Origin of the sequence: Bacillus sp. ISO11, assembly GCF_003458115.1 — a bacterium.
Taxonomy (GTDB): domain Bacteria; phylum Bacillota; class Bacilli; order Bacillales; family Bacillaceae_G; genus Bacillus_A; species Bacillus_A cereus.
The window spans coordinates 1-14,659 of the sequence record NZ_QXCO01000029.1; the positions used below are offsets into that span (position 1 = coordinate 1).

The window sequence follows — 14,659 nt, forward strand, 5'->3', positions numbered from 1 at the left end:
ATAAAGAAGAATGGCGCATTCTTACTGTAAAACAATATATATATTGTTTTTTATTCATCTACTTTTCAATCCCTCTATTTACAATGATTTGAATATATATATAGTAAATTCAATGTTTAAGGGGAAATGAAAGTAAACTAATGAATAATAATTTACATTAGATATCTTTACAAAGTGTTAAAAAAACGACCTTTAATCAATCCTTTTTTCTAAAACCACAGAAAAGATAAGTACTATAGTTAACACCATTATAACCCTTATTTCACTTCCATCACTTACAAAAAATGAATACAAAGTATAAATTAAAATTAATATTCCATAAATAATTTTGTACAATGAACTTCCTCCTTTTCCTATATATATTTTAGTATAAAAGTTTAATTCAAGTCCTAGACCAAAATAAAAATAAACAGCACCTGTGATATACACAAAGTGCTTTTCTCTTGTCAATTTATCTATTTTCACTATACTTATCTATTTTCTTCTTATAACTCAAACTTCTTAAAACCGTACTTTTAGCTTGTTGCAATTCATTTTATTTATATGAAATATGTTTTATCTGTCTGTACATCTTCAACATTTTCTCCATCTACTAATAATCTCCTGTACTTAAAAGATTGCCCTATTAATACTGTTATAACCCCCTTCTTTTGTTTAATTACTTGTATCATAAAACAAGTATCTGAAGTTTATATGTAGTCTATCTAGAGTCTATGTAGATTTAAAAAATCTCTAACAAAATGTTTGTATTGTAACGTTACTACCAAAACTATTGCTCTAAACACCATAATTTGAAGAAACAGTACCCTATGTTCTAATCCTCAATTCCTCCTACAGCTCTATGTTGAGTAAAACTAGTTAATCCCTATAATATAAAAAGAGCACCCCTTTTTGGATGCTCTTCGTTATAACTATATATTATTTAATTTTCTTCATTTGTTGGTACCATTTTTCCTTCTTGAGAATCTGTACCTTCTGTTCTTTCAACAGTTTTTGCATGTTTTCCAGGTTGTGATTCTGTACCTCCATTTGTTTCTACCATTTTTCCTTCTTGAGAATCTGTACCTTCTGTTCTTTCAACAGTTTTTGCATGTTTTCCAGGTTGTGATTCTGTACCTTCTTTTGTTTCTACCATTTTTCCTTCTTGAGAATCTGTACCTGTACCTTCCGATTTTTCAACAGTTTTTACATCTCCTTTAGATGCTGGCACTGCATCTTTAGGTAAATCAAAGTTTTGTGAGGAAGACGTTGTTCCATCTACACTCTGTGTAATTACTTGATTTGAATTTTCATTTGACTTTAAATTGTCCGTTTTCGCATCTTCTGCACCAATTGCACCACTCGCTAATAATCCTGTACTTAAAAATGCTCCTGCTAATAATGTTTTAATCATTCTTCATTACCTCCTGTGTATTTGTAATATTCATCAAAAAAGTATCTAGAGTTAATGTTTTAGTCATTATCTTTATCTACTTGCTTTTTGATTACATTTAGCATAAGGCAAGAATCTATAGTTGATATGGACTGTATCTGGAGATTATGTAAAGAAAAATAGATGATCAATTGTATATCCTAATGAATGCTTAGACAAGATTAACATTTTATATGAGGTTGATAGTTGAATTACCCTTTGTTTTTGATTGTAAGGTTTATGGCTGGGGTAAAGCCAATTAAGGACCTAATCTTTTCTAATTTGGAAGTAAACTTTTGGCTAAAAGTTTACATTGGATTTTTGAATCATTTATAGCTAATTTTGTAATAAATTTCTCAATATTGATATAGATGTTAAATATGGGTTTTATATCGAAAATTAACAAAAAATATAATATCATAAAAATTAAGATGGTTTGTGTCACTTGTTTTTCCCTTATGCTTAAGATAAGATCGTATTCGCCGATCTTATCTTTTTTTATTTGTAAATTTTAGATACAAAAAAAGGAATCCTTATAATAAGGATTCTGCAACAGGAATATTCTTTATTTTTCTTCGATATCATCTGGTATTAAATATTTAAAATCTGCACCCGGTGATGGAAGATCATTCTTTTCACCTTTCATCCTTACAAAGAGCAAAACCTCTCCCTGACCATAATTTGTAGAATTTTTTGTAGATTTTTGTCAAAATGAAGGAGGGACCCCATGCCCATCCAGTTAATATTTTAAATGACCCCCATAACGAAATTTTTCTCTCTCTCTACAGTTATTTATGTAAATTTAGCTTATTTTTTCGTTTTGGGGACTAATTAGTTTTTTAACTTGATACGTTATGGTGGGACCCAATATGTAATTATAGTTATAGATAATTGTAATTCTTAAATACAGTTATCATGCTGATATTCTTCACAAATATTTAGATGTTGATAGTAGGATACTAAGGTATATTTTCTTATGATTTCTACTGATCTTTATCCATATCAGTCTTTTGTACGGATTTATGCTCTACATCAACTAAAATTTTGTTTTTCCAATTTCCTTCTGTTTTTCCAACTCTATCAATATTTATATTTATAGTTAAAGAATTAGGGAATTTTTCTCCTTGAAGTACTTCAAAAACTACTGCTCCTTCTGGTTTATCATGAAAAGCCAGCGCAGTTTCAAAAGCCTTTCCTGTTGCATCAGTTAAGTAAAACATACCAATATCCGGTGCATTTGGATTACCAATACGATCCTTTTGATAGCTGTCTAGATTATTGTTACTAAGAAAACTCAATTCACTTACAGTATTAAATTTTTCATTCTTATACGTTGGACTTGCCACTTGCTTACCCTTTTCTTTACCACTGGATATGATATGCAATCCATTTGTATTAAATTCATACGGAATTATTGATCCATCTTGTTGTTCAAATCGGTAGTAAACAAGTATTTTATCCTCTTGGATTAACATTTCTTTTAAATGAAGCGTAATTCCTTGATCTGTTATTTTTTGATCCAAAGGTATAGATTTTCCCGCTGCTGCATACTTTCTAACTTGATCAGTAATCATGTCATTCAATTTTAATTGAGGTTGCGTAAAATAAGAGTTATTTAGTGCCATTGTACTAGTTGGTATAATGATAGCTGCCGCTACACCTGTTATTAATAATTTCTTTTTCAATTTCTTTTTGTTCTCCCTCTTGTGAATTTGCGTAAATGATTGATATGCACGCTCTTTAACTTCTTTAGGAACTTCTTGTTTCATTTCTTTTTTTAATTCATTTGAAAATGACATTTGATTTATATTCCTCCTCATCTATTTCAATATTAGATTGATTCCGAATTTTTTCTAACGCTCTATGAATTCTAGATCTTACCGTACCTATAGGGATTTGTAATAATTCCGCAATTTCTTCATACGTATAATCGTGATAAAAACGATACACTATCACAACCCTAAATTTGAACGGCAATTCTTGAATTAATGTTAACAATTCCTTTTGTGTTTCCTTCTCAAGTAATAATTTTTCTGGGATTTCTACAACAGACTCCTGCATTGAATGCTGTTTTTCAAATAAACGCATCCTCTTCCAAACTTGTTTTCGCCATTGACTAATTTGTTTATAGACAATGCCATTCAACCAAAATAAAAAAGGTCTAGATTGATCATATTTTGAGATGGATTTCCATAGTTGAAAGTAAACTTCATTTACAATTTCATTTGTATCATGACCATTTTTAACTATAGCAAATACGGTGTCATATATTCTCTGATTTGTTAAATCAAATATATATTCAAAAGCTTCTTCGTCACCGGATAACAGACGGTCTATCCAGTTGCTTATGTTGTCATTACTAGCCAAACAGGCATCCTCCTTAAATTTGATTTCACTATATATTGGACAGTAATCATGATAAAGTTCCAAGTTTGATAAAAAAATATATATTTTTATCATCTCTTTAGACGTATATAGAGTACGTTAAGCAATTAGGCTGGTGTAAATTCAGAGTAATCCAATATTTACATTTGAATATGATAGAATAGAAATATATCTAAAGAGGAGGAAAAACAACTGAACTCAAACACAAAACAGTTTATTTATGATATCCAGCAAAGAAAGAACAATTATATGGAAGATGTATTAAAAGCAATACAACACCCTAAAAAAGAGCAATCTGAACAGGTCATTCAAAATATAGTAGAGAAGATGGATATGATGATTAGTTTAGTTACTACTTACATGACTATTGAATCAGAATCTATGAAAGAATTAAAAGAACTTCAGGAAGAAATTATTCATGCTCAAGCATATATTCAAAAACGAAAATTTGAAGAAACACAGAGATAAAACCCTGTGTTTTTATTCAGTAGTCTATGACGCCAATCTGTTTTGAATCAAATTAGATGCAATTTGATTCTCAATTTAACTCGTGTTATGGAGTTTTGAGAATCCCTTTGCGTATAATAACGTTAAAATGTGCGTCCTACCCCTTTGTAACCTTAAAACTCATTCCAGCAATTCCTTACAACATATATTTATTGATAATGCAAACCCTAATTACAGACAAAGGGAGAAGAATGTTTATTATTCTCCTCCCTCTGTCTATTGACAATACTTGATTATAGCTCTGTAACCTTTCTTATTCATCTCGTGTTATTCTACGAATAGTTTAAAGTATAAGTACTTCTTATTTGATATTTAGTGCTGATTCACTGAAAACATATATTCTTTGTATGTTTTTCGTGTGGATAGAATAAGCCCCATCATTAGCATGTTCGAAAATAAAGAGCTTCCACCATATGATAAAAATGGAAGTGCAATACCTTTGACAGGCATTAATCCCACAATCATACCGATATTTTGAAAAAATTGTAACATTAGAACGCCTACAATTCCTGCGCATAGTAAGGTGCCGAATAAATTATTTGCGGAATTACCAATTATAAGTATTCGGGAAAGCAGTAAGAAGAATATGCATATTATAAAAGTAGCAACTATAAAACCGCCTTCTTCGGCAATTGTGGCAAAAATGAAATCAGTATGTTTTTCTGGAATATAAACATTTCCAGAACCGAAGCCTTTTCCTTCTATCCCTCCACTACCAACAGCTAAAAGTGATTGTTGAGTTTGATATCCCTGATCTGTATGCTGAAATGGATCTAACCAGCCTAAAATTCGCGATTGTTGGTGAGGCTTTAATAAAGTAACTAACTTATTGAAGAAAATATCTGGATATTTTACGTATATAAATATTAAAGCAGACAATACAGTCATCGGAATTCCAGCACATAGTACGATTAACTTTTTTTGAATTCCTGACATAAATATAATACATGCAATGGCTGCTATATATAGGAACACCATTCCCGTATCGGGTTGACTATAAACAAGTAACGCTGGTGGAATAGATATCAAAAATATTTTACCAATCAAAAGTAAATCAGTTTGAAATGTCCGTGCCATATACTGTGCATTATGTTTTACGACTAAACTAGCGACCAGAAGAAGTAAGGCAAGCTTAAAAAATTCAGCTGGTTGAGTAGCACCAATAATTGGGAATCTAAACCATCTTTTTGCCCCTGATATTTCAGGTGTAAAACTTGATACTGGTAATACTTTTAAGATAATAATTGAGATGAATCCCACAATATAACTCGGCCAAGCTAATTTTTGTAATTGATCTAAATCGAGATTGGCAACAATTAATAATAAAACAAATCCGATAGCGTAATTTACCATTTGTTTCATAGCAAAATTTTGGTTACCATATTGCCCGGTTTGCTGACTACTGTATATTGCAACAATACTGGTGACACATAATATGAATAAAATGAATATTAGTTTCTTATCTAATTTTTTTAAAAAAACTATTTTTTCCACCATTACACCCCCTAGACATTCTTGTATTTACTTTTTATAGGAACTATCCTGTTTTTTATGTGTACATTAACATTTATTAATATTTTACAATAATAAGGATAGATTGAACATTCTCAAAATTATCCATACTGATTAGACTACTTTAAAAAGGTGTATGCTTAGTGTGGATAAGGAAAGTTTATTAAAATGGAGACATTATCAACCAAATATTATTTTGTTGAACGTGAAATGGTATCTACGGTAAAACCTAAATTCTCGTGACTTGGTGGAGTGCTTTTTAAATCCTGCCTACTTTGCATGAGTCACTCCAAACTTATCTGAACCAGACATGTATTCAGACTATTTTTAGAATACGGGTATCACTATGACCTGATTTAATAAATCTCTCAAATAAATCTTAAAGTTATTATATTAAAAATTTTCTGAATTATATTTTGGTTTTTTTCGGAGAAGTTCTTCAATAAGCTTTGCTTTTTCATTCACCTTTGTTGTATATGTGAAATCACCATAACAATATGGATACCTAAAATTATTTTTATTTCCACCACAAGTGTACATCTCTGGATTTTGATCAACTTTCATTTTAGAAAAATTTTTGGCCGAATCTTCCGAGTGTTGTTTAACTTCTTGACTAGCAATAAAATCAATATACCCCGGTCCCATATTATAGCTTTGAATAATTGTATCCATGCTAACATCTTTTTCCGTTCCATATTTGTACATTTGAGCAAAGTGTTTTACCCCTTGCTTAATGCTCAAGCTTGTCTCTTGAATTTCATTTGGCCTTAATCCCAGTGATTCAGAAGACTGCATAGGGTCGTTTCCCTCACCTCTACTCTCTTGGTACATAATTCCTAATAAAACTGCTGTTTTCTCTCCTAAATTATATTTTTCTAATTCTTTTTTCAAGGTGAGCTCATATTGCAATAAACGTTTTTCGGCAGCAATCACTTTATTTCTTTGAATATTGGTTTTATGCTTAACATAAAATATTCCAAGCATGGTTCCTAAACCTAAAATACTAATATAGAATAATATAATAAATCGTTTTTTAATCGTATCCTTCATATAATACTCCTCCTCGTATTAAAAATTCATACCTTTTCGGACTCAAAATTATTTCTTTTAGGTGCAAAGTTTAATATAGAAATTTAAAGAAAAACAACCGCCTGAATTGGAGGATTTTTCAAAGCGGGTTATTCTTTGAATCGTTTCCTTCCCCCTTCAAATGTCACACTTTTTTTTTGAACTTTGCTGTTCTTTGTTTTGCCCAATTGATACATTTCTTTTCAATTAAATGATACGATAATATAGAACAAAGTATTGTCGTTGTAATACATAAGATAAGAAGAAAAAGGGTGGGTATCTTTGCATACAAAAGTTTAAAGAGTACCATCGTGATTGGAAAATGACATAAATAGATACTATATGAAATTTCCCCTAAGTATACAAATACACCCTTATTTAAAATAGCTTTTACCTTTAGGTTATTCATTGCCATAATGATTATTATACTAACACCAATGACGACACCCCAATCTTTTAATAAGAAAGTAGTATCATTACTAGAAAGCCCATAAATCATAATGGAATATAGATATAGAAAGACCCCTAATGCGATAAGAAGTTTTCTGTTTAAGTTTTTCATACTTCTATATAATTGAGTAAGTTCTTCCTGATATTTAAAAAGTAGCATTCCAACCATAAACATAGATGTGAAATGCAGTGTATCGGCATAACCATTATAAAACCCCTCAGCTTTCCCAATATGCAACATATTAAGGAAAATACCAATTAAAGAAAAGCTCATAGCAAACAGTATCGTTTTCTTCCAACTCTGTTTATAAAACAGAAGGAATAACAAGGGAAACACGATAGATATACGCATTTCTTGAGCTAATGACCAGATAACCGGATTATAATTATCCGTAAAAAAGTTATTAAGAAGTACAAAGTGATTCATAATATCTAATTTTGTTATTGGCCCTTGCCACTTATCATAGAACCAGTCTCGTAGTCCCGTAACTTCATATGGTGAAAACAAAATAAATAAAGAAAAGGTAATGATTATCCAAAAATAATAAGGAATATAGATTCTTACAAATCTCTTAATTAAATATCCCCAATAATTTGTTTTTGAATGATAAAGTGCCATAGATAACACAAAACCACTGAGTACATAAAAAACGATTACAGCTTCTCCACCCGCCCATAAAAACCTAAGCGGGGAAAATTTAATAGAATTAGGCAACGATGGTAGCATTAAACAAAAGTGTCCAAATACCACTGTGATAGCCGCTAGTCCTCGTATTGAGTCTAATTCGTTTATTCTCTTACTCATAAAATGTTCTCCTTGTCAATTGTAGATTTTGCTGTTAATAAAGGTCATTTACCCCCCCGATACTACAAAAAAGCTGTGTAACTTTTAAAAATATTTTTCATATTTATGCATAAATTATAGAATAATTATAGAAAGAAAAAATAAATTTTATCTAAAGTTTTTTTAAGATGTTTTTTTAAAGTTAAAGTCTGTGTTTGTTCACAGAGTTTTTGTTGTAACAATAAAGAAAAATATGTTGTAAAAACAAAACTGCCTTTGTATTTAAGCGTTTATTTAAGTCCTCAAGGCTGAGTAAGGTACCAGTGGCTGCATGAAGTTTACTACATAATTGTACTAAGGGAGCACTTGTCATATTAGATATTACAATTCGAGTATTGGCTTCTGCATTTTTCAAATCTTCGTTCGTTAAATCTCTGGGTGCTAATCCACCTCGATGGAGTTGAAACAGTCCAAGGGATGTGCCCTGATTTCATCAAACTTGCTTTCAAGGTGGATATCCAAGCATAATTAGTGATTGAGTATGCCCCTTCAATTTTTTGTTTATCTTTATTATGAATATATTTTTGTACATATACGTTTTATATAGTGATTTCTAATAATAAGGAAGTAAATAATTTGCATACAAATAAAGCTTACTAATACAACAATTGAGCTTTGAATAACGGACAGTTCCCTACTTACTGTTTGTCCTAATTGGTGAAAAGTTAGAAATGCAAAACTGCTGTGAACCATAGCTACTACAATCGGTAAGAAAAATAGAATCATCATTTGTCTTGTCACAATTTTCTTTAACTCTTTTTGTCTTAAACCTAATTTTGAAAGCATCTGATATTGCTCTTTATCACGTTCTAAGTCAGTAAATAGACGGAAATATAAAAAGCTTAGCGTAAATACGAAAAATACAATCCCCACCAATACACTTGAAATAGAAAGTAATCCATTTTGTTGTTTCAGTTCAAGCCATTTTAAATACAAAGATGAAAAGGCATAAAAATCATCTTGACTCGTACCAATGAACTTCATAAGTTTTGTAGAAATTACACTTGTTTTAGGCCAATTTTTTATGATAAAACCATATATGGTGTAATCTCGGAGTACGCCTTCTTGTTGTACATTTAGAACTTTACTGTAAACAGCATCAGAGACAATAAAAGGGTTGTCAATCTCGGCGAATTCTGGGATATAAATTGTTTTTTGAACAGAAAGTGGTACTTCTAGTTCGCCATGTTTTAATTCCAATGTTTTTTGATTCTCTGCACTTGTGGGATTTTTCTTTGGTAGTATAGCGATACTTTCAGTTTCATTTGTTAATTTTTCTATTTCATACCCTAATTTTTTAGCGTATTCATTATACGTAGAAAGATTAATTAACACCGGACCGTTTTGTGACCTTTTAAATTTTGTTGCTACAAGTTTATAAGAAAATCCAGATTCTTTTAATTGTTTCTTTATCTCTTCAATATGGGATTTTTCTTGTGTATTTCCATTATCCGATCGATAGGTAAATGCATATGGCGTCGCACTTTTTGCCAATTCAGGATTTGCGATTGCCGTACAAACTCCAATTGCTGTAAAAGATACAGCTGATATAATTGTAACGATAAAGAACGTTCTCGCATTATCTTTCATTCGGAACGCTAATTCTGAAATAACAAGGAGATTGGTTCTTTTAAAGAATGTAGTTTCTCTATTTTTTAAAGTGTATATCACATATACACACAATTGAGTAAAGAAAAAATAGGTTCCACATACAATTAATAAGACACCTACTCCTACGAGTAGAAGTAATTGTTTTAAACTCATGAAATCGACCGCGACGATACAGTAGTGGACGGCGGAGTAACCTGCTCCAATTAAGATTATTGCCAACAAGGATATCCAAACGGACGCTTTCGGCTCAGGTTTTGGTTTTTCCTCTGATTTTATGAGTTCTACAAGTTCATTCATTTTCACCATTTTTGATGTAAATAATGAAATGAGTAGGAATAAAACAAAAAAGGAAATAGCTGTTACTCCCATAGACTTTAATGGAAAGTACAATGATAACGTATGCTCTACTCCTAATAAAGACCCACTAACTAGTAAAAATAATTTAGAAAAAACCATCCCAAGTCCAATGCCTGCTAGTATAGAAGGGATTCCAATCAACATGTTTTCGAAAAAAATTAATTGATGAAGCTGTTGATGAGACATTCCATGTAACATTAATAATCCAAACTCTTTTTTTCTATTTTTTAAAAATGCGCTAACAGAATAGAAAATAAATAAGAAAGAGAAAACAAAGATTAAGTAATACGATAGTTGAAATCCTATTTTCCCAAATGTATTCATAATGGTACTTGCATGAGTCAGTTCGCCTTGTAGATTTGGATGAAAGACAAGTAGCCCATAAGTAAAGAAAATCATTACCGCAAATGTACTACTAAAAAAATGTCCAAGATATATTCGTTTATTCCGTATAACATTATTGAATGCGAGCTGTCGAAAAGTCATGTTTATTCCCTCCTAACATAGAAAGAATGTCCATAATATTTTGATAAAATAACGAACGATTGTCATTGTAGAAAATTTCATTATATAACTGTCCATCTTTAATAAAAATAACGCGGTCACAGTAACTTGCAGCAACTGGATCGTGCGTTACTAACATCATTGTTGCCTTTTCCTCTTTATTTAATTGTGTTAATATCTCCATTACATCTTGAGAAGCTTTAGAATCTAAGTTTCCTGTTGGCTCATCGGCAAGAACCAATTTAGGAGAATGAATGAGTGCACGGGCAATCGCTGTTCGCTGTGCTTGTCCTCCAGATATTTCATATGTTCGTTTATTCAAAATTTCACTGATTCCTAATTTTTTTGAAATAGATTCTATTCGTTTATTTATTATTTTCACATTCATGCCATCTAATACGAGCGGAAGAACCATATTCTCTTTTACTGTTAATGTATGCAACAGGTTAAAGGATTGAAAGACGAATCCTAATTCCTGTCTGCGAAATACGGCCAAATCATTGGGTGATAGTTGATAAGGATTTTTACTATTAATGAATACACTGCCTGATGTTGGCGAGTCAATAGTAGAAATCATATTCAATAACGTTGTTTTCCCACTACCAGAAGGACCCATAATCCCAACAAATTCTCCTTCTGTAATTGTTAAATTAATATTTGAAAGTGCTGTATGTGAAACCTTGCCTGTGTATTCTTTACTAAGATCTTTTACTTTTACTATTTTCATATGAGAAATTCCCTCCAAATTTACACACTAAGAATGAGCGTTGATAGATGATGCCTGCTAACATTTTTATTTTTTTAAAAATACGAGTAATTTACCATTAATTGTTGGTCTAGTTTTGTATTTCCTTATTTAAGCTGTAATACTGGGCTGAATGTTTTAAGCACTAAAATAACTTGATATTGCATCACAGGTATTTCATGAATGTTTCTGTTATTCATTGTAGTAGTAAGATTGTTTTTCTCATATTGAATTGCCTTACATTATACTTACATGCTTGTCATGTTTCTGAAAATACAGTTTATAAGGTCCTCGGCAATGATTCTTTTTTGGGGAGGTAACAAAGAGGGATTTTTTATATGCACTTTACTATACCGAACTAGATTTTGGTATAGTTTTTATTTGCAATTCATTGTGTCTTCTTTACCAAACACGTATAAAAATCAATAGTATGAAAGTAAACTACTGGGTAAAAGTTTACATTGGAGTTTTGAATCATTTATAGTGAAATTTGTAATAATTTTCTCAATATTGATATACATGTTAATTATGGTTTAAATATTCAAAATTAATAAAAAAATAAATTATAATAAAAATATGATGGTTATCCTTTTGTTTACTCCTTGTGCTCAAGATAAGATCGTGTTCGCCGATCTTATCTTTTTTTTATTTGTGATTTTTGATATAAAAAAAGAATCCTTATCATAAGGATTCTGCAACAGGAAATAACAAAATATAAACAATTGTAGATTTGAATTAGAGTTTAATAAAAAAGTGTGCCTCCAGCATTTTGGAAAAACCCCACGCTAAGCAAAAAATACAATAAGCTGCCCATATGGACAGCTTATTTACATAATTTTCGATATCGGAAGTAAATTTAATTTGTTTTTAAAGTAGATATACCTAGTAGAAATTCTTGAATTGTGCCCGTTTGTTGAAGTTTAATTTTCATTATACTTTTGTACTGAGTACAGTGCTTTTTTTAATTCGTCTGATTTTTGAGTGCCGATTACTACTGTGTTATATTGCAACTTTAACTCTATACCTTTATTTCCATTAATGTTATAGGCTTTTTCATTTTTAAGGTTAAAACGAATTCCCCATCCTCCAAATCGTTTTAGTGGACTGTAAGTAATGCATTCATAATGATTTATATTTTTAAAAAGGTACTGCTTATATTGAAAATGAAAAGGAACAAAACGAACATAAAGACCTTTTTCACGGACTTCAATGATCAGTTTCAATACTCCAAGCATTAATACAGGAAAGGCAATCCCGAAAAACAACCACATAACAATTAATACACCATTAGGGGCTGGTTTATCTCCAAACGGGATATCAAGAATAATTTGTTGAATAAATCCATACCACATCAGTATGGCGATCCCTAATATGAGTATCCATACCCAAATTGGGGATCGCTGAACCTCACGAAAGATAACTTGTTCTTCTTGTTTCATTAATGATTGTCACCTCCTAAATGGTTTATTTTTTCTCACTCATTTTAAGCCGTTTTGCACTTCCGAAAAATGCGCTTCCAATTATGAATATAACGGAAGAAAGATACATTGTTATCCCTGAGTATTTATTATCAAACATTGTAATATTAAGTAAATTAATGAATATCATCAATATAAGTGATATGTACAATCCATTAATATACTTCATTTCCCCCACCCCTTTACTCTACTTTTTTCGAAAACCCCTATGTGATAAATAGTGGTTTCTAAAGATATTATTCTGAATGTCTTTTTTCCTATTTTACCATTTGAGAGAGTTGATATGTTGTTTGTTTTCGGTTGAATATTGTATACACACTCAGTTAACATAACGTCTCATTATCGGTAGCAAATCAAGAGCGAAATCCTTACTTAATCAGTGGATTTCGCTCTTGATTTGTATCATCCTATACATGATTTTATTCATTCCTACTCTGGTGCGGTTTTAGAGTTCTTGTTTGTTACTGGATCAGCCGAAAAACTGTATAAAATCTTGCATACTCTTAGCCTGGTTTTTTCCGAAATGCTGGCGATACCCCATTGCCAGCAACCTAAGCTTTTGAGATACCCCCATAACGAAATTTTCACCTTTTTACAGTTATTTATGAGAATTCAGCTCATTTTTTCGTTTTGGGGAACAATCAATTTCTTAAGTTGATGGGTATGTGATAATGCTTCCATTTGAACAAATTTTCCTTTTCCATACCGATCACACACCTTTTGTAGAGTAAAAGTATCAGCATATCCCAGTTTAAGAGGTTACTTACAAAACATTTAGAATTTTTTTGCGATAATCCTCCGAAATGTAATACGGACTTTAAATATTTTCATTTATAATTCTCTATTTGTCTATACTTTTCATACCGCTGTTGTATAAGCTCTTCCGAGGATAATAGTATCAATTTTTTTAGAGATGATTCGATTACAGATTCAATCACTTTTGCCTGTAATTTTATATCATTTTGTGCTCCGCCTTTAATTTCAGGAATGATTTCATCAATAATTCCTAAATGTTTTAAATCTTTTGCTGAAATTTTCATATGTTCAGCAGCTTCTGGAGCATACTTAGCGTCCTTCCATAGGATAGATGCTGCTCCTTCTGGAGAAATTACCGAGTACCATGAATACTCTAACATATGGATATGGTTACCGACACTAATGCCAAGAGCTCCACCACTTGATGCCTCTCCAATTACAATACAAACAATTGGCACTTTAAGTGTAGCCATTTCAAATAGATTTCGAGCTATCGCTTCAGAAATTCCACGTTCTTCAGACCCTATCCCTGGATAGGCGCCTATTGTATCAATAAATGTAATAATAGGGCGATTAAATTTTTCAGCTTGTTTCATAAGTCTTAGCGCTTTTCTATAACCTTCTGGATGTGCCATTCCAAAATTTCTTTCTATACTTTCCTTTGTATTTCTACCTCTTTGATGACCAATAACCGTAACGGGCATTCCTTTAAATTTTGCAATACCACCTATCATTGCTTTATCATCACCATATAATCGATCACCATGAAGTTCGAGAAAGTTTGTAAACAATAAAGGTATATAGTCCAATGTCGTGGGTCGGTTACGTAGCCTTGCAATTTGAACTCGTTGAAAAGGTGTAATATTAGAATAAATTTTATCTTGCATTTTATTTAAACGTTTTTCTAATTCATGAATTTCTGACGATAAATCTACATTATTTTCTTTCATAATTTTCTTTAATTCATCAAATTTCTCTTTTAATTCAATAATAGGACGTTCAAAATGCAAACTCATTTTATCCTCCAAATG

At 31.1% G+C, this 14,659-nt stretch carries 13 protein-coding genes and 4 pseudogenes; 2 read left to right on the plus strand and 15 right to left on the minus strand.

Annotation, left to right across the window (positions count from 1 at the left end):
- Positions 1–192 precede the first annotated feature (192 nt).
- The 5 genes and pseudogenes from D1166_RS23990 to D1166_RS24005 all read right to left on the minus strand — a co-directional run bounded on the left by D1166_RS23990 (position 193) and on the right by D1166_RS24005 (position 3,778).
- Positions 193–465: a hypothetical protein gene (locus tag D1166_RS23990; RefSeq protein ID WP_097855905.1), complete on the minus strand. Its 273-nt coding sequence runs from the start codon at positions 463–465 to the stop codon at positions 193–195.
- Between the two features lie 73 nt (positions 466–538).
- Positions 539–671 (minus strand): annotated as a pseudogene (locus tag D1166_RS32400) (histidine kinase); the annotation flags it as partial.
- A 251-nt stretch (positions 672–922) separates the two neighbouring features.
- Positions 923–1,393 carry a hypothetical protein gene (locus tag D1166_RS23995; RefSeq protein WP_097879719.1) on the minus strand — a complete coding sequence of 157 codons (471 nt, stop codon included), beginning with the start codon at positions 1,391–1,393 and terminating at the stop codon, positions 923–925.
- A gap of 1,001 nt (positions 1,394–2,394) precedes the next feature.
- Positions 2,395–3,210 carry a DUF4179 domain-containing protein gene (locus D1166_RS24000; protein ID WP_098347673.1) on the minus strand — a complete coding sequence of 272 codons (816 nt, stop codon included), beginning with the start codon at positions 3,208–3,210 and terminating at the stop codon, positions 2,395–2,397.
- Complete coding sequence (locus D1166_RS24005) at positions 3,194–3,778, minus strand: sigma-70 family RNA polymerase sigma factor (RefSeq protein WP_097879721.1); 585 nt, start codon at positions 3,776–3,778, stop codon at positions 3,194–3,196. The genes D1166_RS24000 and D1166_RS24005 overlap by 17 nt, the downstream gene beginning before the upstream one ends.
- Positions 3,779–3,988: 210 nt before the next feature.
- On the opposite strand from D1166_RS24005, the gene D1166_RS24010 reads away from it, so the two are divergent.
- Positions 3,989–4,264 (plus strand): hypothetical protein, encoded by a 276-nt coding sequence (locus tag D1166_RS24010; RefSeq protein ID WP_071719813.1) that lies wholly within the window; start codon positions 3,989–3,991, stop codon positions 4,262–4,264.
- 351 nt (positions 4,265–4,615) lie between these two features.
- On the opposite strand, the gene D1166_RS24015 is transcribed toward D1166_RS24010, so the two are convergent.
- Positions 4,616–5,800, minus strand: a complete 1,185-nt coding sequence (locus D1166_RS24015) for an FtsW/RodA/SpoVE family cell cycle protein (protein ID WP_033667195.1) — start codon at positions 5,798–5,800, stop codon at positions 4,616–4,618.
- A gap of 151 nt (positions 5,801–5,951) precedes the next feature.
- On the opposite strand from D1166_RS24015, the pseudogene D1166_RS24020 reads away from it, so the two are divergent.
- Positions 5,952–6,038: pseudogene (locus D1166_RS24020) on the plus strand (IS6 family transposase); the annotation flags it as partial.
- Between the two features lie 170 nt (positions 6,039–6,208).
- Here the strand turns inward: D1166_RS24020 and D1166_RS24025 are convergent.
- The 9 genes and pseudogenes from D1166_RS24025 to D1166_RS24065 all read right to left on the minus strand — a co-directional run bounded on the left by D1166_RS24025 (position 6,209) and on the right by D1166_RS24065 (position 14,644).
- The gene (locus tag D1166_RS24025) at positions 6,209–6,865 is read right to left on the minus strand and encodes a lysozyme family protein (RefSeq protein WP_098347671.1); all 657 of its coding nucleotides are present in this window, start codon (positions 6,863–6,865) and stop codon (positions 6,209–6,211) included.
- Between the two features lie 163 nt (positions 6,866–7,028).
- Positions 7,029–8,138 carry an acyltransferase family protein gene (locus D1166_RS24030; protein ID WP_097879723.1) on the minus strand — a complete coding sequence of 370 codons (1,110 nt, stop codon included), beginning with the start codon at positions 8,136–8,138 and terminating at the stop codon, positions 7,029–7,031.
- 188 nt (positions 8,139–8,326) lie between these two features.
- A pseudogene (locus D1166_RS24035) lies at positions 8,327–8,484 on the minus strand (IS4 family transposase); the annotation flags it as partial.
- Positions 8,479–8,607, minus strand: a pseudogene (locus D1166_RS24040) (transglycosylase); the annotation flags it as partial. The pseudogenes D1166_RS24035 and D1166_RS24040, both read right to left, overlap by 6 nt.
- 80 nt (positions 8,608–8,687) lie before the next feature.
- Positions 8,688–10,631 (minus strand): FtsX-like permease family protein, encoded by a 1,944-nt coding sequence (locus D1166_RS24045; protein ID WP_097879724.1) that lies wholly within the window; start codon positions 10,629–10,631, stop codon positions 8,688–8,690.
- Positions 10,603–11,376: an ABC transporter ATP-binding protein gene (locus D1166_RS24050; RefSeq protein WP_097879725.1), complete on the minus strand. Its 774-nt coding sequence runs from the start codon at positions 11,374–11,376 to the stop codon at positions 10,603–10,605. Before D1166_RS24050 ends, D1166_RS24045 begins: the two co-directional genes overlap by 29 nt.
- Before the next feature lie 938 nt (positions 11,377–12,314).
- A complete protein-coding gene (locus tag D1166_RS24055; RefSeq protein WP_097879726.1) occupies positions 12,315–12,833 on the minus strand; it encodes a DUF6141 family protein in 519 nt (172 codons plus the stop codon).
- Positions 12,834–12,858: 25 nt separating this feature from the next.
- Positions 12,859–13,041: a hypothetical protein gene (locus D1166_RS24060; protein ID WP_000875161.1), complete on the minus strand. Its 183-nt coding sequence runs from the start codon at positions 13,039–13,041 to the stop codon at positions 12,859–12,861.
- A 658-nt stretch (positions 13,042–13,699) separates the two neighbouring features.
- Positions 13,700–14,644 (minus strand): acetyl-CoA carboxylase carboxyltransferase subunit alpha, encoded by a 945-nt coding sequence (locus tag D1166_RS24065; protein ID WP_097855902.1) that lies wholly within the window; start codon positions 14,642–14,644, stop codon positions 13,700–13,702.
- Positions 14,645–14,659: the final 15 nt, after the last annotated feature.